Annotated in this window: 27 protein-coding genes and 1 other annotated feature; of the genes, 3 read left to right on the top strand and 24 right to left on the bottom strand. The window is 40.6% G+C overall.

The window, feature by feature from the left end; genetic code table 11:
- Positions 1 to 168: 168 nt before the first annotated feature.
- The 6 genes from rpmA to M3600_RS05555 all read right to left on the bottom strand — a co-directional run bounded on the left by rpmA (position 169) and on the right by M3600_RS05555 (position 4,479).
- On the bottom strand, positions 169 to 459 hold the full coding sequence (gene rpmA / locus M3600_RS05580) for a 50S ribosomal protein L27 (protein ID WP_016201696.1): 291 nt from the start codon (positions 457 to 459) through the stop codon (positions 169 to 171).
- Positions 460 to 475: 16 nt separating this feature from the next.
- Positions 476 to 808, bottom strand: coding sequence for a ribosomal-processing cysteine protease Prp (locus tag M3600_RS05575; RefSeq protein WP_233313014.1), 333 nt, complete (start codon positions 806 to 808; stop codon positions 476 to 478).
- Positions 809 to 817: 9 nt separating this feature from the next.
- Positions 818 to 1,126: a 50S ribosomal protein L21 gene (rplU, locus tag M3600_RS05570; RefSeq protein ID WP_127737291.1), complete on the bottom strand. Its 309-nt coding sequence runs from the start codon at positions 1,124 to 1,126 to the stop codon at positions 818 to 820.
- A 15-nt stretch (positions 1,127 to 1,141) separates the two neighbouring features.
- Positions 1,142 to 1,224 (bottom strand) — a sequence feature (ribosomal protein L21 leader region).
- A 75-nt stretch (positions 1,225 to 1,299) separates the two neighbouring features.
- Positions 1,300 to 2,841, bottom strand: coding sequence for an Rne/Rng family ribonuclease (locus M3600_RS05565; RefSeq protein ID WP_251644891.1), 1,542 nt, complete (start codon positions 2,839 to 2,841; stop codon positions 1,300 to 1,302).
- An 8-nt stretch (positions 2,842 to 2,849) separates the two neighbouring features.
- On the bottom strand, positions 2,850 to 3,710 hold the full coding sequence (locus tag M3600_RS05560) for a M50 family metallopeptidase (protein ID WP_233313012.1): 861 nt from the start codon (positions 3,708 to 3,710) through the stop codon (positions 2,850 to 2,852).
- Positions 3,703 to 4,479, bottom strand: a complete 777-nt coding sequence (locus tag M3600_RS05555; RefSeq protein WP_233313011.1) for a M23 family metallopeptidase — start codon at positions 4,477 to 4,479, stop codon at positions 3,703 to 3,705. The genes M3600_RS05560 and M3600_RS05555 overlap by 8 nt, the downstream gene beginning before the upstream one ends.
- A gap of 242 nt (positions 4,480 to 4,721) precedes the next feature.
- Between M3600_RS05555 and M3600_RS05550 the strand changes: the two genes are divergently transcribed.
- The 3 genes from M3600_RS05550 (at position 4,722) to M3600_RS05540 (ending at position 6,197) form a co-directional block, all read left to right on the top strand.
- Complete coding sequence (locus tag M3600_RS05550; RefSeq protein ID WP_233313010.1) at positions 4,722 to 5,333, top strand: DedA family protein; 612 nt, start codon at positions 4,722 to 4,724, stop codon at positions 5,331 to 5,333.
- Positions 5,334 to 5,409: 76 nt separating this feature from the next.
- Positions 5,410 to 5,781, top strand: coding sequence for an iron chaperone (locus tag M3600_RS05545; RefSeq protein ID WP_233313009.1), 372 nt, complete (start codon positions 5,410 to 5,412; stop codon positions 5,779 to 5,781).
- Positions 5,782 to 5,882: 101 nt separating this feature from the next.
- Positions 5,883 to 6,197 (top strand): DUF3892 domain-containing protein, encoded by a 315-nt coding sequence (locus M3600_RS05540; protein WP_233313008.1) that lies wholly within the window; start codon positions 5,883 to 5,885, stop codon positions 6,195 to 6,197.
- Between the two features lie 72 nt (positions 6,198 to 6,269).
- Here M3600_RS05540 and minD read toward each other — a convergent pair whose 3' ends face one another.
- The 18 genes from minD to M3600_RS05450 all read right to left on the bottom strand — a co-directional run bounded on the left by minD (position 6,270) and on the right by M3600_RS05450 (position 21,451).
- Positions 6,270 to 7,073: a septum site-determining protein MinD gene (gene minD, locus M3600_RS05535; RefSeq protein WP_233313007.1), complete on the bottom strand. Its 804-nt coding sequence runs from the start codon at positions 7,071 to 7,073 to the stop codon at positions 6,270 to 6,272.
- Positions 7,066 to 7,752, bottom strand: a complete 687-nt coding sequence (gene minC / locus M3600_RS05530) for a septum site-determining protein MinC (RefSeq protein WP_233313006.1) — start codon at positions 7,750 to 7,752, stop codon at positions 7,066 to 7,068. The genes minD and minC overlap by 8 nt, the downstream gene beginning before the upstream one ends.
- Before the next feature lie 232 nt (positions 7,753 to 7,984).
- Positions 7,985 to 8,497 carry a rod shape-determining protein MreD gene (gene mreD / locus M3600_RS05525; protein WP_233313005.1) on the bottom strand — a complete coding sequence of 171 codons (513 nt, stop codon included), beginning with the start codon at positions 8,495 to 8,497 and terminating at the stop codon, positions 7,985 to 7,987.
- Positions 8,494 to 9,372, bottom strand: a complete 879-nt coding sequence (gene mreC / locus M3600_RS05520) for a rod shape-determining protein MreC (protein WP_233313004.1) — start codon at positions 9,370 to 9,372, stop codon at positions 8,494 to 8,496. Before mreC ends, mreD begins: the two co-directional genes overlap by 4 nt.
- A 21-nt stretch (positions 9,373 to 9,393) precedes the next feature.
- Entirely contained in the window at positions 9,394 to 10,416 is a 1,023-nt protein-coding gene (locus M3600_RS05515; RefSeq protein ID WP_233313003.1) for a rod shape-determining protein, read from the bottom strand.
- Between the two features lie 154 nt (positions 10,417 to 10,570).
- A complete protein-coding gene (radC, locus tag M3600_RS05510; RefSeq protein WP_237941755.1) occupies positions 10,571 to 11,254 on the bottom strand; it encodes a RadC family protein in 684 nt (227 codons plus the stop codon).
- Between the two features lie 62 nt (positions 11,255 to 11,316).
- Positions 11,317 to 11,895, bottom strand: a complete 579-nt coding sequence (locus M3600_RS05505) for a Maf family protein (RefSeq protein ID WP_233318412.1) — start codon at positions 11,893 to 11,895, stop codon at positions 11,317 to 11,319.
- Between the two features lie 274 nt (positions 11,896 to 12,169).
- Positions 12,170 to 13,264 (bottom strand): hypothetical protein, encoded by a 1,095-nt coding sequence (locus tag M3600_RS05500; RefSeq protein ID WP_251644890.1) that lies wholly within the window; start codon positions 13,262 to 13,264, stop codon positions 12,170 to 12,172.
- Between the two features lie 99 nt (positions 13,265 to 13,363).
- A complete protein-coding gene (locus tag M3600_RS05495) occupies positions 13,364 to 13,834 on the bottom strand; it encodes a type II secretion system protein (protein WP_233318408.1) in 471 nt (156 codons plus the stop codon).
- A complete protein-coding gene (locus tag M3600_RS05490; protein ID WP_233318407.1) occupies positions 13,827 to 14,585 on the bottom strand; it encodes a pilus assembly protein PilO in 759 nt (252 codons plus the stop codon). The genes M3600_RS05495 and M3600_RS05490 overlap by 8 nt, the downstream gene beginning before the upstream one ends.
- A complete protein-coding gene (locus M3600_RS05485) occupies positions 14,582 to 15,217 on the bottom strand; it encodes a fimbrial assembly protein (protein ID WP_251644889.1) in 636 nt (211 codons plus the stop codon). Before M3600_RS05485 ends, M3600_RS05490 begins: the two co-directional genes overlap by 4 nt.
- Positions 15,218 to 15,220: 3 nt before the next feature.
- Positions 15,221 to 15,625: a type IV pilus biogenesis protein PilM gene (locus tag M3600_RS05480; protein ID WP_251644888.1), complete on the bottom strand. Its 405-nt coding sequence runs from the start codon at positions 15,623 to 15,625 to the stop codon at positions 15,221 to 15,223.
- On the bottom strand, positions 15,616 to 16,200 hold the full coding sequence (pilM, locus tag M3600_RS05475; RefSeq protein WP_251644887.1) for a type IV pilus biogenesis protein PilM: 585 nt from the start codon (positions 16,198 to 16,200) through the stop codon (positions 15,616 to 15,618). The genes M3600_RS05480 and pilM overlap by 10 nt, the downstream gene beginning before the upstream one ends.
- A gap of 11 nt (positions 16,201 to 16,211) precedes the next feature.
- A complete protein-coding gene (locus M3600_RS05470) occupies positions 16,212 to 16,958 on the bottom strand; it encodes a prepilin peptidase (RefSeq protein ID WP_233318400.1) in 747 nt (248 codons plus the stop codon).
- An 18-nt stretch (positions 16,959 to 16,976) separates the two neighbouring features.
- The gene (locus M3600_RS05465) at positions 16,977 to 17,411 is read right to left on the bottom strand and encodes a prepilin-type N-terminal cleavage/methylation domain-containing protein (RefSeq protein ID WP_233318398.1); all 435 of its coding nucleotides are present in this window, start codon (positions 17,409 to 17,411) and stop codon (positions 16,977 to 16,979) included.
- A 119-nt stretch (positions 17,412 to 17,530) separates the two neighbouring features.
- Positions 17,531 to 18,736, bottom strand: coding sequence for a type II secretion system F family protein (locus M3600_RS05460; RefSeq protein ID WP_251644886.1), 1,206 nt, complete (start codon positions 18,734 to 18,736; stop codon positions 17,531 to 17,533).
- Complete coding sequence (locus M3600_RS05455; RefSeq protein ID WP_233318394.1) at positions 18,723 to 19,778, bottom strand: type IV pilus twitching motility protein PilT; 1,056 nt, start codon at positions 19,776 to 19,778, stop codon at positions 18,723 to 18,725. Before M3600_RS05455 ends, M3600_RS05460 begins: the two co-directional genes overlap by 14 nt.
- Before the next feature lie 11 nt (positions 19,779 to 19,789).
- Positions 19,790 to 21,451 (bottom strand): GspE/PulE family protein, encoded by a 1,662-nt coding sequence (locus M3600_RS05450; RefSeq protein ID WP_251644885.1) that lies wholly within the window; start codon positions 21,449 to 21,451, stop codon positions 19,790 to 19,792.
- Positions 21,452 to 21,467 lie beyond the last annotated feature (16 nt).

Here is a 21,467-nt window from a genome sequence, read left to right as displayed (position 1 = left end):
ATGTAAGTATAACAAAAAATGAAACGACACGTAAAAATATAGCAAAAAAATGCAAATCTTTTCTTTCAGCACTTAGACAGAGAGCATAAATGCTGTCTGTCTAAGTGCTGAAATAGAATGAAAAAATAAAAGACTGACTCCAAAAGAGCCAGCCTTTTCATAAGAAACTTATGCTTCTTGTGCTACTGGGTATACGCTAACTTGTTTGCGATCACGACCAAGACGCTCAAATTTAACGATTCCGTCAACTTTTGCGAATAGTGTATCATCGCCACCACGACCAACGTTTACTCCTGGATAGATTTTTGTACCGCGTTGACGGTAAAGAATGCTTCCACCAGTTACTAATTGACCGTCTGCACGTTTAGCACCTAAACGTTTAGAAATGGAGTCACGACCGTTCTTTGTAGAACCTACCCCTTTTTTCGATGCAAAAAACTGAAGATCTAATCTTAACATTCGTTCCACCTCCTATTTAATTATATTTGATAGCAACATGCTTGCCATAATCACGTTCAATCGTTTCTAAGGAAACAACCATACCCTCTAAAAGAAGCTGAATTCTTTCTCGGGTATCTTCCGCGATATGTGCAGGTATGCTGCAGCTCAAAAATCCGCCATCTTTGCCTTGCTCAATATCAGGTGTAATGCCTGTAATGGAGATTACAGCATTAATCGCTCCAATGGAGACAGCTGAGACTCCAGCGCAGACAATATCATTCCCGTGATTAGCAAACAAGGCATGACCGCTTATCGTAAATGATTCAATCAAGCCTGAATCTGTTTTGTTAATCGTAATATCGATCATACAAACACCTTACGCGTTGATTTTTTCGATAACAACTTTAGTGTACGGTTGACGATGACCTTGCTTTTTATGATAGTTTTTCTTCGCTTTGTATTTGAAAACGATGATTTTCTTTTGACGGCCTTGTTTTTCAACTTTAGCTGTAACAGTAGCTCCTTCAACAACTGGGCTTCCTACTTTTACATTTTCTCCGCCAACGAAAAGAACACGGTCGAAAGTAACTGTCTCACCAGCTTCACTGTTTAATTTCTCAATGTAGATAGCTTGACCTTCTTCAACTTTGATTTGCTTTCCGCCTGTTTCAATAATTGCGTACATTAAACTGCACCTCCTTGTTAGACTAAGACTCGCCAATCACAGGCGCTTTGTATGAACAAAGTCTTATGTATACCTGTTCCGAGCGGTTGTAGCGTAGCGGGTGCTACAAACAACATTAAAATACTATCATGATTTTTGGATACTGTCAATCAATCGTTTTTGTTTCTAGCTCTCTATTTTTTGGGACCGATATACTTAATATGATAATGAGGAAGAGCGAAGGCTTCTTCGACCAAGTGTATATGAAGGCCGATTGCTTCTTCCAAACGCTTTAAATGGACATTGTTCTCTCCTGCAAACACGTTGATAACCTCGGCTCCTGCTTGAATCTCAACCATTTCATGGTCACTTCTTTGATATTCCCATAATTCACGCTCAAGCTTAAATGCCACACTTTCTGCACTCATGACAGAGCCTGTACCATCACAGACTGGACATTTAGTCTTAACTGCTTCCGCTAATGGAATGATTGTTTTTTTGCGGGTGATTTGTAGTATGCCAAGCTCTGTAAAGCCGACCACACGCGTTTGTCTGCTATCCTTCTGCAGCTCATTTTTGATGATTTCTTCAATTTTCTTTTGGTTTTCCTTTGGCATATCAATAAAATCTATTAAGATAATCCCTGAAAGATCCCTGATTTTCAGCTGTCTCGCCGCTTCTATTGCAGCAAAACGGTTTGCCTCAAAAGCCGTCTGCTCTAAATCATGCTTACCTTCAAATTTACCTGTATTGACATCTATAACTGTCGCTGCCTCTGTTTCATCAATAATAAGATAGGCACCTTTATCTAGCCATACAACTCTCTTCAGGGCATCTTGAATATCTTTGTCCACGTGAAAGGCAGAAAATAAACTTTCTTTATCAGCATGATAGTGGAACTTTAAGTGGGGAAATGCAGTGCTCCATGCTTTTGCTTCTTCTGGAACATCTACAAACACCTCTCCAGTTTCCATCTGCTCAAAAATCCGAAACAGCTCTTTTGTAAAATCATCCTTTTCTAACAGCAATGCCGGCCTTTTTGTGCTGGCAGCTTTCTGCATTAAGCGGAGATGCTCCTGTCGTAGACTATCAACTTCTGCTGCAAGCTGGTCTTCTAGCATATCAGCAGCACTTGTTCGGAAAATGAGACCTTCTGGTGCTGATGTCAGTTTTTTGCCAATTGCCCGCATTTGCTTTTGCTTTTTGGGGTCAGCGATTTTTTTTGAAACAGCTATGTAACGTCCTTGCGGCATATAAACAAGATTTTCCTTCTGCAGTTCAATGATGCCTGTCAGCTTCGGCCCCTTCGTACCAGTCGCATCTTTGACAACTTGAACGAGCAGCTTTTCACCCTGTTTCACATATGCGGAGATGCTCCTGCCTTTTTTATCTTCTAATGCCCTATCGTCCGCAGAATAGGAGCTGAGCTTATCCTTTTGCAAATAGCAATTTTTTTCTTCTCCAATATCGACAAATGCAGCATTCATGCCAGGTATAACCTTTGTTACGAAGCCCGCATAAATATTGCCAACAGCTGACTTTTGCTGGGGCTGCTGAATATACAATCTTTCTAGTCTAGAATCAAGGAGATAAGCAAATCGCTTTTCCCTCGTTTTCATATTCACTAACACCTTTTTCAATACATTCATCCTTTTTTCCCATGATTCTTCTATTGTACCTGAAATAGCTAGATGAAAGGAAGCAGCATAAAGAGATGTCTGGATTGTACCAGACATCTCTTTATTTACCGGTAGAGCAAATCCCCGATTTTTGCCGTAACTAGCTTTTCTGCAAAATAAGCATGAAGCACTTCATTCTCATCTAAGGAGTGACTCACCTTGCCTTTTTTCAGAATAATCGGATGCTTGCAGCCGCGATGGAACCGTTCTAGCACATGAAATACTAGCTCCTCTTCCTTCACCTCTATCGGCATTAGCTTTCTAAGTTCATTTGTCTTGCCATAATATCTCTCCAGCAGAAACCGCAAGAATATATAGCGTCTTTGCTTCCATTCATAAAAAATAGAAAACCACAGAAACAAAAGGATGATCCAGGCATTAAGATTGACGGGCATAAATAAAAGGACGCAAACTAAAAACAGCATAGTGCCTGCAAGAGATAAAAGCAGCGTCCATTTATGAGCAGCAGGAAATGACTTCTTTAAAGATAAGAACAAAAACAGGATTTTCCCTCCGTCCAAAGGCCAGATCGGCAGCAAATTAAAACAGAAAATCATCAAGTTAAATTCTAGAAAGCTGTCAAAAAGATATTCAGACATTAAGCCTTGTTCATGAAGCAAATAACCTAAACCTACCATCCATATATGCTGGATTGGACCTGCTGCTGTAACGATTGCTTCCTCCTTCAACGGTCTGTTTCCATGCTCATCCATTTCTGCCACACCGCCAAAGGGGAGCAGGGCAATCCGTTTAATTCTCCAAGAGAAGGATGCAGCCGCCATTGCGTGTCCTAGTTCATGAACTAAAATGATGAACAGCAGCAAACATAATTCATAAAAATGGGCAGTTATGACGCCTATGCCAATAACAGCCCATAAGAATGGATGTATATAAATGGATTGAAATACTCGGAGGTACTTATTCAAACTCAATCACCTGTATAGGATCGATAAAATCATTGTCTTTTTTAATCGCAAAGTAGAACAAGCCTAATGTCTCATTTGTTCCATACCCGGAAGCTAACCCAACCTTGCTCCCCTTTTTGACAGATTGATAAATATTCACATCAACTTCTTCTAAGTTTCCATACCATGACTCACTTTTGTCACTATGCTGTATAACCACGGTGTTTCCGAACCCCTCTTTCTCGCCGATAAAAGTAACTGTTCCTTCATTCAAAGCCTGAACGCTTGTGTCAATGCCTGTTTCAATTGCCACTCTCTGCCCTGTGTCAGCAAAGTCCTCTAGGATTTTCCCAGACGCCGACAAGGCATACTGCTGTAATTGTTCTTCTCCGGTTGAGTCATCCTCTGCAGTTGACGGTAAAAAAGCAAGCGGCTTTCCAAACTGATCCTCATACCAATTAGAAACAAACGCAAAATTAAACTCCTGATTCATTGCCTGCCTTATTGATGTTTCAGCTTTTTGAAAGGCAGGAGATTGATTCCTCACGACAATTGCCACTATTAAAAACAGGACAGCAGCACCGAGGATTTTTAATAAAAATAAGTCCTTCCGAAACAGCGGATGAAAATCATCCTCTTTTTTATCGTTTTCAAAATAGAAAGTATTGTGGTCGCCAGATTCCTCCTCATCATTCCAAAGAACCCTTCTCTCCACATTTTTCTGCATTCTCTCTCGTTCTTTCTTTCTCTTTTCGATTCTTCTTCGGATTTCATCTGCCCGTGAACTCACAAATCTCTCCTCCCTAACACTTGTCCTAATACTCCCATTCTATGAAAAGGCTGAACAGAGTATGACAGGACAATCATAATTTTCTATAGCTAAAATCATGAAGTTATCTGTTAATGTTGGCATTATCACAAGCAATTTTGTTATTATTAATGTAACTGTTTATGGAATTCAATGGCTAAGGCAAGCGATTCGTAAATGTCTTACGTCAATTTACATAATCGTTAATTAGAAGGAGGTCTTTCATGGACAATTGGATTACACACACAATGGAGGAATTTGGTTACATCGGGATACTATTACTAATAACTTTGGAAAATATCTTTCCTCCAATTCCGTCCGAAATTATTCTGACATTCGGTGGTTTCATGACAACCTATACAGATATGACAGTATTAGGAGTTGTTGCAGTCTCCACAATCGGTTCCGTGCTTGGTGCTGTTATTCTTTATTGGGTTGGAACACTATTAAACATGGAAAAGATAGAGAGTATAGTAGATAAATGGGGACATATTATAAGACTGACAAAAGAAGACGTACATAAAGCAAACGGCTGGTTTGAAAAATACGGGTATTGGACTGTCTTTTTCTGCCGTTTTATCCCGCTGATTAGAAGCTTGATTTCTTTGCCGGCAGGAATGGCAAAAATGAACTTCGCCATCTTCCTTGTATTGACTTCCCTCGGTACACTGATATGGAACTTTGTGCTGATTAGAATCGGAGCTGCTGTAGGTGATTCATGGGAAACAATTGTCGGCTATATGGACATTTACTCGAACATCATTTATGCCATTATTGCGATTGCCATCATTGCTTTCCTATTCTTGTATATTCGCAAACGCCTTGTAAAATCATAAGAAAGCAACAGCCCCCTGAGTAATAATAGGGGGCAAGATTCATCCATTTAATTACATACTTTAGAGGAGGAATAGCATGGAGGTTTTCGCCGAATATTTAGCAAATATTGATAACCCGCAGCATCGGGAGCGCACAGAAGAAGTATTAAATTGGGTAGGAGAAAAATATCCAAATTTAGTGCCCAAAGTAGCATGGAAGCAGCCGATGTTTACGGATCATGAAACATTTATAATCGGCTTCAGCATTGCAAAGCATCATATGGCGGTAGCTCCTGAAAAGGTTGTTATCGAGCGGTTTACAAACGACATTAAAGAGTCTGGCTATGATCACACAAACCAATTAATACGCATGAAGTGGGATAGTCCAGTTGATTACTCATTGCTTGAAAAACTAATTGAATTTAATATTGCTGATAAAGCGGACTGCACAACTTTTTGGCGGAAATAATGAAACAGCTTTGAGTAAAGCTGTTTTTATTTTGCTCTTATTCGGATTCATAAAACGATAGCTTGAAGGTCATAATAATAGAATGTTTTGGAGGTGGGTTAATGGATAATAAAGACTTTCAACAAATTTATAAAGAATATAAACACCAAGGAGAAGAACAAGCCCAATTAGAAGTTGTTGAAGAGATTAATGCGGGAGTAGAACAAATAGTAGCTGTTCGGAAGAATGACGATGATGATATTATCGCTTTTAAAACAAGCAGCGGAAGAGAATTAGATTACCTTACTGCTCTGGATGAAGCAAAAGCAGGAAAGTTAGCTCATGTCGACGTGTTTCATAAGTATGGCAGGGATATTATACGCAGTGAACCTGATGGTATTAAGGAAAATAATTTAGATCAGTTACCTTCCTTTTAACAGCTGATGATTGTAAGTTGCTATTGTCTATATAAAAAAACTGCCGACAAACTAAGTTTGTCGGCAAGCTTATTATTTTGCGCCAAAGAACATTTTAATGCGGGCAAATACACCTTTTGATTCTTCTTCTAAGTGCTGAAGCGGTACAGTTTCCCCTAAAATTCTTCTTGCGATACTGCGGTATGCAAGGGATGATTTGCTGTTCGGATTAAGTGCGATTGGCTCGCCGCTGTTTGAAGCTTTAATGACTTCATCATCATCTGCTACTATTCCAAGCAAATCAATGGAAAGATGTGAAGTTACTTCATCGATGTCAAGCATGTCACCGCTTTTCATCATATGATTTCTAATACGGTTAATAACAAGCATCGGTCTTTCAATATGATCTTCTTTTTCTAAAAGGCCAATAACCCTGTCAGCGTCACGGACAGACGATACTTCCGGTGTTGTAACAACGATCGCTTTATCCGCACCTGCAACGGCATTTTTATAGCCTTGTTCAATCCCTGCCGGACAATCGATGATTATATAATCATAATCCTGCTTTAATTTAAGGACAAGCTCCTTCATTTGCTTTGGCTGAACTGCTGTTTTATCACTTGTTTGCGCAGCAGGAAGCAAATAAAGCAAATCATCAAATCTTTTATCTTTAACCAGCGCTTGATGAATTTTGCATCTTTCCTCCACAACATCCACCAAGTCATAAATAATTCTATTTTCCAATCCCATTACAACATCAAGATTGCGAAGACCTATATCTGTATCTATTAAACACACTCTTTTTCCTTGCAATGCAAGAGCAGTTCCTATATTAGCTGATGTGGTGGTTTTTCCGACTCCACCCTTTCCAGACGTTACAACGATAGCTTCACCCATTATTTTGTCCCCCTTCCAATTTTGTCAAATTCGGCCTTAGGTGTGTCAACACTTGTAATCTATCAATCATTATTTCACTGTTATCGACATAAGCGCATTCCATATCCCGCTTTTCACCAGCAGGATACTCATCAGGAGCACGGGTAATTAAGTTATGAATTCGCAGCTGTGTGGGCCTCATGACAGATGCTGCGACAATCGCTTTCTCATTACCATTGACACCTGCATGTGCCACACCTTTCAAGCTTCCCATAATATAAATATTGCCTCCTGCTACTACTTTCCCGCCAGGATTGACATCACCTATCAGCAGTAAATCACCTGGAACCTCCAAAACTTGCCCCGACCGGACAATGCTGGCAACGGATACAATGTCCGACTCTTCAACCATTTTTTCCGCTTCCGATTTTGTGATAATATTGCTGTTTATATCTTGGACAGAGAGATTTTTCTTCGATTGAATCGCCTCAATCAGCTCTTCTTTCTGATCCTCTGTTATGTATCTATTGCCAAGCTCTACATTAACCGTAATGTTCTGCTTTTCCCCGTGCATGTTTGAGCTTTCACGAAGCTTGCCATCAAGCTCCCTCATCATGTCTTCATAGGAACAGTTATCATGGAGATGAAGGCTTAAGCCATTTTTTGTCCCCTTAATGGTTACTAACTGCTTTCTTTTCATTTCAAGATGTTCACCTCTGCTAGAAAAAGGAATGATCCTTATTAAGTCTATCTAAAAAAATTAGTCTTGTTCCTGCTATATATTCGACAAAACATTATAAAAATCCTCTTTTATGGTGAGGAAGAATTGAAAAATAGGCATTAAATGATGGCAATACTAGAAAAATCCCTTCCCATAAAGCAAAAAAACGCTTTATGAAAAAGGGTTATTTCCGTACCATTAACATGCAATATTAATCATTGCTTTCCCCAGCATACTTTTCAAAAATACGCTTATATGGGTATGCTGCAATCACAAGAAAAATCGCGTTTAATAATAACGTTGGGACAAGGCGTAATTTAAGAAAGTCAGCAAATTCCATGCTTGTCAAATGAATAAGAAAGTTCATTTCATATACAATCAGTTCTAATATGCTGATACCCAATAAAGATATCACGGAAACCACTAGCAAATTGGCATGCAGCACCTTCATTATTTTGCTGAGCAAATAGATGGTGAATGGAAATACAAAAAAATAGATTCCAAGTACTTCCGTATACACAACATCTACTAGCAACCCAAAAACAAATGCATAGATGATGGCCAAGTTGCGGTTTGCATAAATGGAGAAAAAGAAAATAGTAATAATTAAAAAGTGCGGCACTAAAATTTTATTTGATAAAATTTCCCCAGGCAGCAGCTCGACAAAGATGCTCTCGAGGATGAACATTAACGCAATTAGACATCCGATCCGAAACTTCCTCATTTGTCTTCCTCGCCGCTCTCCCGTTTTACGACAAGAACATGTTCAATATCATAAAAATCTGCTGACGGCTCAATATAAGCCTTTTTCGCTAACCCGTATTCGTCCGATTCAACCTTGACTACTTTCCCGATTGCTAAATCAGGTGGGAATACTCCGCCAAGACCTGATGTGGAGACGATTTGTCCCTTTTTCACTTTCAGACCGTCGGGAACTTCCTCCCATGTCATAATAAGGTTTTTCGATTCTTTATCATAATCTTCGATTAATCCAAATACAGATGTTTTTTTATTTTTATCTTTTGTGTTCTCATCCTTTTGTATATAGGCAGAGATTCTGTTTGAAGGGTCTTCCGAACTTAACAGCTGGACAGTGGCTGTATTAGCACTGACAGATTTCACCTTTCCGATTAAACCTGCAGATGTGATGACAGCCATATCGGCTTCCACGCCATCGTTTTTACCTCTGTTAATCGTAATCAGTTCATTCCATTGGTAAGGGTCTCTGCTGACGATTGTTGCCTTTAGGTAACCACTGTCATTTAAAGAAGGATATTCGTCGACAATCTTCTGCAATTCTTCATTATCCTTTTGCAAACCCTGCACCTGTGCTTTTAAAACTCCATACTCTTCTATCTTTGCTTTTAATTCTTTGTTTTCTTGATATGTATCTTGCAAGTCTTTTACATTATCAATGACACCTGCCACATAGTGGACAGGCCTTGAAACTAGGGTTTGCACCCAGCCGGTCGTGTCTTTAATAAACTGTTCCGGCCAGGTAAGCTTTGAACGGCTCAAAGAAAACCCTATCAATGCCACGAGAATAATAATGCTAACAAGCAAAATAATCAATCGTTTATTCATAAAAAACTGTGGCATGACAAAACACCTCTAAAGGAATTATCGTGAATCTTTTGCTTTGTTTTTGAACAGATGGATGTGATCAAGGGCTTTTCCAGTTCCGGTTGCCACACAATCTAGTGGATCCTCTGCAATAACGACAGGCATTTTTGTCTCTTCACTGATAATCTTATCCAAGTTGCGAAGAAGCGCACCGCCTCCAGTAAGGACGATACCTCTGTCCATAATATCAGCTGCAAGTTCTGGAGGAGTTTTCTCCAATGTTACCTTCACTGCGTCCACAATTGCTGCAACTGTGTCTTTTAAGGCAATCGCAATCTCTTCTGCCGTGATTTTGATTGTTTTTGGAAGACCTGTCAGCAAGTCTCGGCCGCGGATATCCATGTTTTCCATTTCTCCCGGGCTGCCTGCACTGCCAATTTCCACTTTGATGCTTTCTGATGTTCTTTCACCGATCATCAAGTTATATGTTTTGCGGATATAATTTACAATAGCATCGTCCATTTCATCACCGGCGATACGGATTGATTGGCTTGTTACGATACCACCCAATGAAATGATTGCCACTTCGGTTGTACCTCCACCAATGTCAACAACCATGCTACCTGTCGGCTCCCATACAGGAAGGTTAGCTCCAATCGCTGCTGCAAACGGCTCTTCGATTGTATATGCATCTCGGGCTCCCGCTTGGCGTGTCGCGTCGATAACAGCCCTTTCTTCTACTGCTGTGATGCCTGAAGGCACACAAACCATCACATAAGGTTTTCCAGAGAAATACCCTTTGTTTTTTGTAGCTTGTTTAATATAGTACTTCATCATTGTAGCTGTTGTTTCGTAATCAGCAATAACTCCATCTTTCATTGGTCGAAGTGCAACCACATTTCCAGGTGTTCTTCCGATCATGTTCTTTGCATCATTTCCGACTGCAACGATGCTTTTCGTATCTGTTTGCAGTGCGACAACAGATGGCTCTCTTACAACAATCCCCTTCCCTTTTACATAAACTAATGTGTTCGCTGTTCCTAAATCAATTCCAAGGTCTCTTGTTCCAATTCCAAACATATTGTATCTCCCTTTCTGAAACTAAATGCTATTTTTTAAGCAGGTAGATTTTCTCCTTGTTATCATAATCATATATTTTTTGTCATATTCAGACATATTTAGGCAAAAAAATCATAAACAATATTATATCTTAAATATGGATAAAAGAACAGTCTCATATATATCCTTTTTCCTTTAGACTAACAAATTTATTTTCCCCAATAATGATATGATCGAGCAAATCTATCCCGATGATTTTTCCGCTTTCCGCCAGTCTCCTTGTTACCTCCACATCCTCCCTGCTTGGAGAAGGATCACCGGATGGGTGGTTATGCAGGCAAATGACCGAAGCTGCTGAACGCTTAATTGCCTCCTTATATACCTCTCTAGGATGAACGATGCTCGCATTCAAGCTGCCAATAAAAATTGTCTGCTTATGCATGACAATGTTTTTCGTATTGAGGTACAAGCAGATAAAATGCTCCTGTGACAGGAATCTCATTTCATCCATCATGTATTTGGCGGCATCCTCAGGAGAGCGTATTGTATATCTCCCATTAAAGGCAAGCTTTGAAACACGCCCGCCCAGCTCCAAAGCCGCCAAAAGCTGCAATCCTTTGGCCGTTCCGATGCCCTTAATCGCCTTTAGCTCGTCCAATGTCGCATCCTTCAAGGTTCTTAAACCATTGAAGTGATGGAGCAGTCTGTTGGCAACATCCAAAGCTGATTCTTCCTTTGAACCAGTCTGAATAAGGATGGCAATCAGTTCATTATTGGACAGGCTTTCAGCCCCTTTAAGCATAAAACGTTCCCTGGGCCGCTCCTCTTCCGGATAGTCTTTCATTAATATAGAGTCCATGCTTATATTATCCTCCTATCACCTATTCTATGAAGAGAACAGAGATGGGGGTGTTAACCTTTTTAATGAGGCATGTCAAATCCAAGGGCCCGCAGCTCGCGGATGGTCCTGGATATCGGCAGTCCAACTACCGTAAAATAATCTCCTTTGATTTCTTTCACTAAAAGTCTGCCTACTCCTTGAATGCCATAGGCACCAGCCTTATCAAACGGTTCCCCGGTGTCGAGATATGCGTTTATTTCTGCATCTGTCAATTCCCAAAACAGAACATTTGTTTTTTCAAAAAAAGCAGTATGCTTTCCATTCACCGCGATGGATACACCTGTATATACGGCGTGCTCCGCCCCGGACAATGCCTTTAAGGTCTGATACGCATCTTGTCTGGAAGCAGGTTTACCGAGAACATTCCCATTATGGTATACAATCGTATCCGCACCTAAACAATAGCTGTCTGGATTCGCCTTTGAGATAGCGTCCGCCTTTCTTCTGGCCAATTCCATCACTATTTCTCCAGGTGCAAGGGAGTTGTCAAAGCTTTCATCTGCGTCACTGCTGGAAACTTCAAAAGATATATGAAGATCTTCAAGGAGCGCTTTTCGTCGAGGAGAAGATGAGGCTAATATGAGGGTTTTCTTAATCATGATTCCACCAACCTAACATTTCATAATGGGAGATACAAACCTATCCTATCAAAGAATACATACAGATACAATTTTCAACGAGAATTTTTTAACAAATAGTAAATGAAATGTAACATGACGTAATATGTAGAAATATATCGAAAATTCCCTTTAGCTTCTCTTCCTAAATATGACGTAAACATCATGCAATTAGTTTCAGGAGAGTTGCAAATTTCGCCAAGAAAAATAAAGGAAGCATTTTGCTCCCTTTATTATTTCCCAGGTAATATAAAGTTTATGAACCAATTTCGACATAGTTTGCCAAAAAAGCTAAAAGTGACTTTTGAACAGCTTCTTGATTGGCTGCGCTGCTGTCCTGTCCGAGGGCAGCTGCACCTTTTACTCCTGATGCAAGACCTTCGGCTGCTTTCTTGATGGAAGCTTCCTTAAATTCACTTATTTTCATCTCATCAAGAATCTTTTGCTGATCACTTAGTTTTTCCGCTGTATCTTCCTGGATTGTGCCGCCAGCATATGCAGCTGTTAAAGCGTCGCTTGCAGCACCGTATATTTCTGGTGCAGCATCAAGGAACTGCTTTTCTGTTGAAGTCACCTTACCTGCTTCACCTCCCGGAAACACCATTTCCTTGGCAAATGCAGATGCTCCGTCTGCTTCTTTTTCTGTTTTCATGCTTTTCGCATTGTCTATATCAGCAGCTATGCCTAGGTAAATCGCAAACTTCCCATCTATCGGCACCTTTTGGGCAACAATGCCTTTCTCTGTAAGTCGGTCCACCTCTTTATCTGCTCCATCCTCTGCTGTGTAAATGCTATTCTGTACAACAAAGGTGCTGATTTCTGCTTTTGTTGCCGCAACTGTGCCTGCTGCAGCTTCACCGGTATTATCCGTGCCTGCTGATTGTGCAGGTGCACTTGCATTATTGCCTGCGATTGCTGCCTTATCTGTATCGACCATTTTCAGCAGCACGAAACCAAACCCCGTCCCTAGCACAATCGCAAAGAACACAGCAAAAAAAATCGATGCAACCATTCCTTTTGATAGATTTCTTTTGCTGCCTTTTTGCTTCATCTTTGCAAGCATATTGCCCTTGCTTTTCTGGTCAGTCTGCAATTGAAATTCCTTTATGTCGTCGGATTCCTCTTCATCAGCAGCATTAGGAAGAATCCAGTCAAAGCTCTCATCTTCCAGTGCCTCGCTGCCTGCCGCCACTTCCTCTGCAGAATTTTTCGGCAGAATAGAATCCTTGTTATTTACAAAAGCATCCTGCTGTTCATCTGATTTCATTTGATTTTCTTTGTTTTGGAACGGACGGTCTTTTCCGTTGATTTTGATAGTGATCGTTTTGCGGTTCTCCGGCTTTTCTGTCACTCGTCCTACCTCCATTTACTAGTTTTGTTCATCCTATCATACTAGCAAAAAAAAATAACAAGACTTTTGTCGTCTTGTTATAGAATGATTTCGTCAAATTCAGTTTTTATTAGACATAATCAGACTCACTTTTAAGTCCTTATATTGAATCGGCTGTTCCTCGCCTTCACTTGTGCAAAGATTTCGTTTTTCCCCTTTAATGCACACCGCAATCGTTTCATTATTATTTATCGTCACATAGCTGTCGGCAGAGAGCGGGAGGGGATCATCCGTATCTGGATCATTAAATGCACTCATATAACCGTTCTCAACAAGCTCTTCGTACGTAATCCGATCATTTGCACCATGACCGCTTGTGGTAGCTTCCTTGATATAGAAGTCTGCTGCTTCCTTCATATTCCATGCATTAGCAACAAATGACTTGTCTCTCATATCATGGATTACCTTTATGACAGATGGGACTGCAATTGCCGCAAGGATACCTATAATGACAATTACTGCAAGAAGCTCTACAAGGGTCAATCCTCGTTCATTGAGTCTAGTATATAGCAATCTATTCGTTTTACTCATCTTCCTCTGTAGACACCCCAGCAAATGGGTTCTTCCTGTCTGCTGAAGCAGGGCTTTCCATTGACGGCAAGTCATTGATCAAGTCTTCCAGCTCTGGATAGTAGTAAATGGATACAGTCATTTCAAATTCGATTTTCTGGTCATTGTCTTCCACTTCCATTACTTCCTTCGTTCCAGTAATTTTTAAGGAATCAATATCCATAATCCGTTTTGAGGACTGCAGCTCTTCCAGCAATTTCTCCAGGTCGAAATAGGTGTTAGCCTCTCCTAATATATTAATGGCTGTTTTCTTAATGCCATTTGGCAACGTTGTTTCAGAGGCTGCAGCATCATTTTCTGATTCGTCACCTGCTTGTTTATTGGCATCATCAATAGCTTTATCAGCTGTTGTTAAATCTTCCTCTGTCACCGTTTCGTCTGAATCTGTACCATTCAGCTTTATTTCAATAAGGTTCGTGTCGGAAATAATTTCTGCTTTTTCTATTTCCAGGAGTGCCTGTTCAAGCAGTCTTTTAACAGGAACCTGCTGCTGTAGCTGAACAGTGCTTGTTTTAGTGCTTTCTTTAGCTGCTTTAATTTTCGAATCAAGAATCGTGACCTGCTGCTCCACAAGCTGAAGCTCTGTCTCTTTTGTGTCCACCTGGTTAGATAGCGGCTGTAAGTATGCAAAATAAACATAAGCACCAGCACCTAAAATAAGCAAAGCAGAAAGCAGGAACAAAAACAGCGATCTGTTTTCACCTAATCTCATGGGGACTCCTCCCCTTCTTCATTCTTTGCTGCTGCCGTTAAACCAGCAGTTGTAAACAATATTTCATAGGAAGCATAATATCTTGGTTCAATATCGCCTTCCTTCAGTGTTTCAATAGCCTCGTCTATCTCTTCACTCACTTTGCCTTCTAATATATCCGTAGATTTGCTGTCTACCAATATCGCTTCATCGACCCAGCTGTATTGCAGGATCGAATTCAAATAATACGCAGCATCACTTTTTGTATCGAACTGTACTTTAAGCGTAACTTTTTGCTTTTCACTCACTTCCAGTTCTTGAATAAATCCTCTATTAGGCAGAATAGCTGTGAGCTGTTTCAAAAGGAAAACATTGTCCACTTTTTGTTCATTCGCCCAAGTGATGGCATTCTTCAAGTCCTTTGCAGAATCTGATTCTTGATAGTTTTTCAAGCTGGCCTCTGAAGACTTTACAATATTATTGGAAAGTACAAGGCTATCCTCAACCGAATTCAGCTTTTTCTTGTCATTGGTGTACTGCCAAAAGAACAAGCTTGCAAGCAGGGCAGCAAGAGCTGCTGCTGCAAGAACCCAAACAAGCATGGCTGTTTTCTTAGGCTCTTTTTTAGGAAGGAGGTTAATTTCTACAAGCATGACCTACACCTCTTTTAATCCTAAACCAATGTTGACATGTACGCTCGTTGGTATAGGCTCATCATTCAAACTCGGGCCAAAATCCTTCATCTGTTCTGCATTATCAAATCTTTCCTTAATTTGCTCAACAATTGCAGGCAGCCATGGATGGTCTCCGGTAATCACTATTTTTTTTACTTGTCTATCTCCCTTGTTGAGAGTATAACGGTAAAAGCTCATTACTTTTTCTATTTCTTTATAGATATCGTCAAGGCCGTTCCAAACTTCCGCTTTATCTCCCGTAAATGTAAGTCCTTCTGATGCATTTTTCTGCACCCACTGCTCATTGTCTACTTCAATAATCAAATGGCGCATAAAAAGCGGATGATAATTTTCAAAAATGCTCACATTTACTGTCTTTAAATCCACTTCATAATCATCACCCCGTCATTGGACGGCGAGTTGCTTGTATGGTGATAATAACGATAGAGGGCAAGTGCGGAAATATCAGCAGCTGCTGGTTTCAGCTTCACTTCATCAAGAATCTCGGACAGCTCTGCAATATTGTCTTCTGGTGCTGCAAACAGAATGATTTGTTGCTTATTTTTATCTTTTTCTGCTAACAGATGATAATCAAAAACAGGGTTTTCAAACGGCAAATGGATAGACGTCCCCAATTCCATGTATAAGTATCCTTTAATTTCATCAGAGGTTACATCTTCCGGAATGGAAATTTTCCGGATAACCACAGATGAATCAGGAACAAGGAAGCGGACTTGTTTTTTGGCAATTTTCCATTCTTGAATACACTCTTCCAATATCATGGAGAAGGTTTGCAAATCCTGGATTGCACCATCTTGAATCAAGCCTGCCGGCAAGAAACGCTCACCCCAGCTTTGGACAGATGTATCATGGCCGTGCTTTATTTCCACATAGCGGATACAATGGTCTTTCACTGTTAAGTTGACATATTTGCTTTTTCCTAAATTAAATCGTATAGCCATACCTCTGCTCCTTAAAGAAATACATTTAAATACCAATTGATTAAGTCATTGCCATAAAAATAACTCACAAGCGCACCAATCACGATAAACGGACCGAACGGAATCGGCTTGTTTTTTTTCACTTTACCTGCAGCCATGCCAATAAGGCCGCCTGCAGTTCCAAATATGGTGGAAAGGAAGAAGGTCAAAAGGACGAGCTTCATACCAAGCACCAATCCAATAACGGCAAACAGCTTTATATCTCCGCCTCCCATGCCGCCTTTTGAGACCACTGCAATCACATACAAAAGCACAAAACCGACAACTGCCCCAAGCAAGCTGTCCCACCAGGGATCCAACTGAATAAAAATTCGTTCTCCTAACAGCAAGATGCCAAAAAACAGCAGCACCTTATCTGGAATAATCATATATTCTATATCAGAAACAGTGATGATCATCAATAATGAGATGAACGTCCACGCTACAAACAGCTCTGCTTCCCAGCCAAGAATAACAGGGCATAAAACAAAAAGAACACCTGTCAAAAGCTCAAATATAGGATATAAGGGGGAAATCGATGCTTTGCAGCACCTGCATTTCCCCCTTACGAACATATAGCTTAAAACAGGTATTAATTCTAGCGGTGTTAAAGTATGCCCGCAATTCGTACAATGTGATCTTGGCCTAACAATCGATTTCTGCAATGGAACCCTGAGCCCGACAACGTTATAAAAGGAGCCTAGTGTTATTCCGTATAGGAAGATTAGTAGGTAGATCAATTATTCGCCCTCAATTCATTAAGGTGTAGTAGTAGTACCGATTGTATTACTCTTACCAGATTTTGTAGCACTGTTAATTGTAGATAAGTTTGCATTATTAAATTTTATTGTTACATTTCCTTTTTGACCAGTACCTGAAAAAGTAAGTCCACTGTCACCAACTGTTACAGTATATCCATCTTCAAATGTAGTTACGTTTTCAACAAAATCACCTAACTCATCTTCATCTAGTGTTCCTGTTGTATAGTCATTAGAAGAAACATAAGTCTGTGCGCCATTCAAAATCTGTACAGCATCTGCTTTAACAGCATCAAAACGAGATTTCTCAATAATATTCGCAATGCTAGGAATAGCAATCGCAGCAATAATACCTAAAATAACGATAACAGCCAAAAGCTCAATTAGCGTAAGACCCTTTTCGTTTTTAATATGTTTTTTTAATAATTGACCCATTTTTAGTTGCTCCTCTTTTTAAAAAAGTTATTTATTTTGGTTGTGTACAACCTATTACTATTATACTAGATAAATAGACTCATTCATACAGTTATTTTAAGGAAAATGTCCTATATTTTTTATTGAACGTGGTTGAATATTTCAAACATCGGCACCATGATGGATGTGACGATTGTGCCGACAATTCCGGCAAGGAGCACGATCATAATCGGTTCGATTAAGGACTTCAGTCTGTCTGTGGCACTTTCGACTTCTCTTTCGTAAAAGTCAGCAACTTTTGAAAGCATCGCATCGAGTGAGCCTGTCTCTTCACCGATGGCAATCATTTGGGTCACAAGGGGCGGGAACACCCAGTGTGCTTTCATCGGTGTTGTTAATGATTGACCTTGTTCTAGTGCGCTTCTTGATTTTATAAGCACCTTTGACATCACTTCATTTTCAATGACGCTTTCGACAATCGCGATCGCCTGCAGAATCGGCACGGAACTGGAAAACAGCGAGCTTAATGTTCTTGTCATTCTTGCTAATGCTGCTTTTTGCAAAATTTTACCGAAAACAGGCAGCCGAAGCAGAAAATAATCTAAATAGTATTTTGAAGCTTTATTATTTCGTATCACAAGAATGCTGACAACAAATGCAATCATCAACAGTACAATCAGCCACCAGTATACTTGCATGAATTCACTAGCATTCAGTACAAATTGGGTGATTGCAGGCAATTCACCGCCGAAATCCTTGAACATATCAACAAATGTCGGGACGATGCTTACGAGCAAAAAGATAACGACTATAATGGCAATAATAGCAATCGCGATTGGATAAGTAAGTGCCGAAATAATCTTTTGTTTCGTGAAATGCTGCTTCTCATAATGCACTGCCAGTCTTTCCAATGTCTCGTCCATGCTGCCGCTTGCTTCACCAGCACGTATCATGTTGACAAACATGCTGGAGAACACTTTGCGATGCTTGCTGGCTGCTTGCGAGAGCGGATTTCCGTCACGCAAATCTTGTTCGACAGACAGCAATGCTTTACGAAGGCCTTTGCTTTCTGTCTGCTGTGCAAGAATAGCTGTTGCTTCCACAACAGAAATACCTGCTTTCAGCAATGTGGCAAATTGACGTAAATAAATAACAAAATCCTGCAGCTTAACCGGACTGCCTAGTGTGATTTCCTTTGTAAGCAGTGTTTCGGGAATCTCATTGATTTCCATGACTCTGATTCCTTTTTCCTTCAGCTGCAGCATGGCATCTCTTTTTGACTGTGCTGTAACAATGCCTGTTTTTTTACCTCTGCGGTCTCTTCCTTCATATTTATAACGAGCCATTGCTTTGCTCCTTCTCTTGTAAATATGGAAGTGCAGCTTCTCTTAATACAGCTCCAGCCTGGACGAGCTCCTTCACATTGCTTTCTAATGTATGCATCCCAGCTGCTCTTGATGTCTGCATGATATTTTGAATTTGATGGATTTTTTCGTTGCGGATTAAATTCGCAACAGCTGCATTATTAATTAAGATTTCTGTTGCTGACACCCTGCCCGTCTTGTCTGGTGTTGGAAACAGCCTTTGGGACACGATGCTCACAAGCACAGATGCCAGCTGAATGCGGATTTGATCCTGCTGGGACGGCGGAAACACATCAATAATCCGGTTGATTGTCGCCGGCGCACTAGACGTATGAAGCGTTCCGAGCACAAGATGGCCTGTTTCTGCTGCTGTAATTGCGGTTTGAATTGTTTCTAAATCACGCATCTCGCCGACTAGAATAACATCCGGGTCCTGTCTTAACGAAGCCCGCAGCCCATTGGCGAAATTCTTCGTATCAAAGCCGACCTCTCGCTGATCAATAATGCATTTACCATGCTTATGCAAGTATTCAATCGGATCTTCCAATGTGATAATATGCTTTCTCATCGTCTCGTTCATATAGGAAATCATCGCTGCAAGTGTTGTTGATTTACCGCTTCCTGTCGGTCCTGTAACGAGTATTAATCCTTGCGGCTTTTCACTGATTTTTTTTAAGATTGGCGGCAGCTTCAAATCATCCAAATTGGGTATAGATGTTGGCACCACCCTGATTGCAAGAGCAACACACGCTCTTTGCTTATATGTGTTAACACGAAATCTGGAAACACCTTTTAGACTGTAGGAAAAGTCCAGCTCTCCTTTTTCCGTGAACACATCCCATAACTCCTTAGGAATCATCGCTTTTGCCATCGTTTCTGTATCTGCAGGGGTTAAGCTTTCCTTGCCGTATCGTCTCAGCTCTCCGTTTATACGCATGACAGGAGGCACTCCGACTGTCAAATGGATGTCAGAAGCTTTAAGCTCAAAGCCGACCCGCAGCAAATGGTCGATATTGTTGTACATATTAGCCCCTCCTAGTCAGGGATAGCTACACGAAGCACTTCTTCTGTTGTAGTAATTCCTTGTTTAACTTTCAAAAGACCGTCATCAATTAAGAAGATTGTTTTAGCTTTAATAGCAAGCTCCCGCAGCTTCGTGAAGGACTCGCCATTCATGATGACACTTTTCATCTCATCATTGATAACTAACACCTCATGGATAGCAACACGGCCTTTATAGCCTGTCATGTTGCAGGAAGCACAGCCCTTCCCTCTTGCCACCTTCTCGATGGACAACCCTCTTTTTGCGAAAATTTCTTTCTCTCGCGCCGAAGCAGGATGAACCTCTCCACAGTCTCTGCACACTTTTCTCACAAGCCGTTGTGCGACAATTCCGCTTAAGGAGGAAGCAACTAAAAATGGCTCCACTCCCATATCAAGCAATCGTGTAATAGAGCCCAAAGAATCATTCGTATGAAGAGTGCTAAGAACAAGATGTCCTGTCAACGACGCTCTGACAGCAACCTCGGCTGTTTCCTTATCTCGTATCTCCCCGACCATGATGACATTCGGGTCTTGTCTCAGGATAGCGCGCAATCCTGCTGCAAAGGTCATGCCGACATTTCCGTTTACTTGAATTTGGTTAATGCCCTCTAATTGATACTCAACAGGGTCCTCGACCGTAATGATATTAACCTCTTCACTGTTTAAGCGATTAAGTGCAGCATATAAAGTGGAAGATTTACCTGAACCAGTCGGGCCTGTTATTAAAATAATCCCTGTCGGTTTTTCAATCATGTCAACGAAGCGGCCAAGATTAACTTTATTAAAGCCAAGCTTATTAAGGTCATTTAAGGTACTCCCTAAATCAAGAAGACGCATTACAACCTTTTCACCATATACTGTCGGCAATGTTGATACACGCAAATCAATCGGATGGAAATCCAGATTAATCTTAATTCTCCCATCCTGGGGAATGCGATGCTCTGTTATATCTAAATTGGCCATGATTTTCAGCCTGGCAATCAATACACTTTGCATATGCTTTGGCAGGACCCGTTCGACACGAAGTACGCCATCAATACGGTAGCGGATAACCACCTTCGTTTCCTGCGGGTCAATATGAATATCACTTGCTTTTAATGTTGCTGCATTCGTCAATATTTGGTTAACAAGTCTTACGATTGGAGAATCTTGCTCAATCATCCCATCGCTCTGGCTTTCACCAATCTCATTCGGATCTGACAGCAATTCTTCAAAGCCTTCGTCCATATCATAATATTTATTGATTGCCCGCAGGATATCATCTTTAGAAGCAATAGCTGTTTCTATTTGAAAGCCAGTAGCCAAGCGCAAATCATCAATTGTATAGAAGTCCATTGGATCAGCCATTGCGACATACAGTTTTTCTCCATCTTTCTTGAGCGGAATAATCAACTGTCTTTTCGCTGTTTCCTTGGAAACAATCGTAAATAATTTAGGGTCAAAAGGATAGCGGTACAAGCTTACATGGGGAATGCCTAACTGCAATTCCAATACTTCAATAAGCTGCTGCTCTGTAATAAATCCCTTTTGAAGCAAACTGTCGCCAAGCCTTTGATCCGGATGCTTATCTTGCAGCGCCTGCTGCAGCTGTTCTTCTGTCAGCAAACCAGCTTCCACCAACAAATCACCAAGTCGTTTTCGAATTTGTTTCATCCTTGATCCCTCCCTT

This window comes from Niallia sp. MER 6, assembly GCF_023714395.1.
Classification (GTDB): domain Bacteria; phylum Bacillota; class Bacilli; order Bacillales; family Cytobacillaceae; genus Niallia.
Note: the sequence above shows the minus strand (reverse complement) of the source record. Positions and strands in the feature narration are given on the sequence as shown.

Excerpts from the sequence above, each read along its gene's own strand:
- M3600_RS05495 (WP_233318408.1), bottom strand. The coding sequence starts at position 13,834 with ATGAGTAAAACGAATAGATTGCTATATACTAGACTCAATGAACGAGGA.
- rplU (WP_127737291.1), bottom strand. The coding sequence starts at position 1,126 with ATGTACGCAATTATTGAAACAGGCGGAAAGCAAATCAAAGTTGAAGAA.
- M3600_RS05450 (WP_251644885.1), bottom strand. The coding sequence starts at position 21,451 with ATGAAACAAATTCGAAAACGACTTGGTGATTTGTTGGTGGAAGCTGGT.
- M3600_RS05515 (WP_233313003.1), bottom strand. The coding sequence starts at position 10,416 with ATGTTTGGAATTGGAACAAGAGACCTTGGAATTGATTTAGGAACAGCG.
- minC (WP_233313006.1), bottom strand. The coding sequence starts at position 7,752 with ATGAAAAGAAAGCAGTTAGTAACCATTAAGGGGACAAAAAATGGCTTA.
- minD (WP_233313007.1), bottom strand. The coding sequence starts at position 7,073 with ATGGGTGAAGCTATCGTTGTAACGTCTGGAAAGGGTGGAGTCGGAAAA.
- M3600_RS05490 (WP_233318407.1), bottom strand. The coding sequence starts at position 14,585 with ATGAGATTAGGTGAAAACAGATCGCTGTTTTTGTTCCTGCTTTCTGCT.
- M3600_RS05465 (WP_233318398.1), bottom strand. The coding sequence starts at position 17,411 with ATGGGTCAATTATTAAAAAAACATATTAAAAACGAAAAGGGTCTTACG.
- M3600_RS05540 (WP_233313008.1), top strand. The coding sequence starts at position 5,883 with ATGGATAATAAAGACTTTCAACAAATTTATAAAGAATATAAACACCAA.
- rpmA (WP_016201696.1), bottom strand. The coding sequence starts at position 459 with ATGTTAAGATTAGATCTTCAGTTTTTTGCATCGAAAAAAGGGGTAGGT.
- M3600_RS05505 (WP_233318412.1), bottom strand. The coding sequence starts at position 11,895 with ATGATTAAGAAAACCCTCATATTAGCCTCATCTTCTCCTCGACGAAAA.
- M3600_RS05485 (WP_251644889.1), bottom strand. The coding sequence starts at position 15,217 with ATGCTTGTAGAAATTAACCTCCTTCCTAAAAAAGAGCCTAAGAAAACA.
- M3600_RS05575 (WP_233313014.1), bottom strand. The coding sequence starts at position 808 with ATGATCGATATTACGATTAACAAAACAGATTCAGGCTTGATTGAATCA.
- M3600_RS05565 (WP_251644891.1), bottom strand. The coding sequence starts at position 2,841 with ATGTCTGGTACAATCCAGACATCTCTTTATGCTGCTTCCTTTCATCTA.
- radC (WP_237941755.1), bottom strand. The coding sequence starts at position 11,254 with ATGGACTCTATATTAATGAAAGACTATCCGGAAGAGGAGCGGCCCAGG.
- pilM (WP_251644887.1), bottom strand. The coding sequence starts at position 16,200 with ATGGCTATACGATTTAATTTAGGAAAAAGCAAATATGTCAACTTAACA.
- mreD (WP_233313005.1), bottom strand. The coding sequence starts at position 8,497 with ATGAGGAAGTTTCGGATCGGATGTCTAATTGCGTTAATGTTCATCCTC.
- M3600_RS05455 (WP_233318394.1), bottom strand. The coding sequence starts at position 19,778 with ATGTACAACAATATCGACCATTTGCTGCGGGTCGGCTTTGAGCTTAAA.
- mreC (WP_233313004.1), bottom strand. The coding sequence starts at position 9,372 with ATGCCACAGTTTTTTATGAATAAACGATTGATTATTTTGCTTGTTAGC.
- M3600_RS05545 (WP_233313009.1), top strand. The coding sequence starts at position 5,410 with ATGGAGGTTTTCGCCGAATATTTAGCAAATATTGATAACCCGCAGCAT.
- M3600_RS05550 (WP_233313010.1), top strand. The coding sequence starts at position 4,722 with ATGGACAATTGGATTACACACACAATGGAGGAATTTGGTTACATCGGG.
- M3600_RS05460 (WP_251644886.1), bottom strand. The coding sequence starts at position 18,736 with ATGGCTCGTTATAAATATGAAGGAAGAGACCGCAGAGGTAAAAAAACA.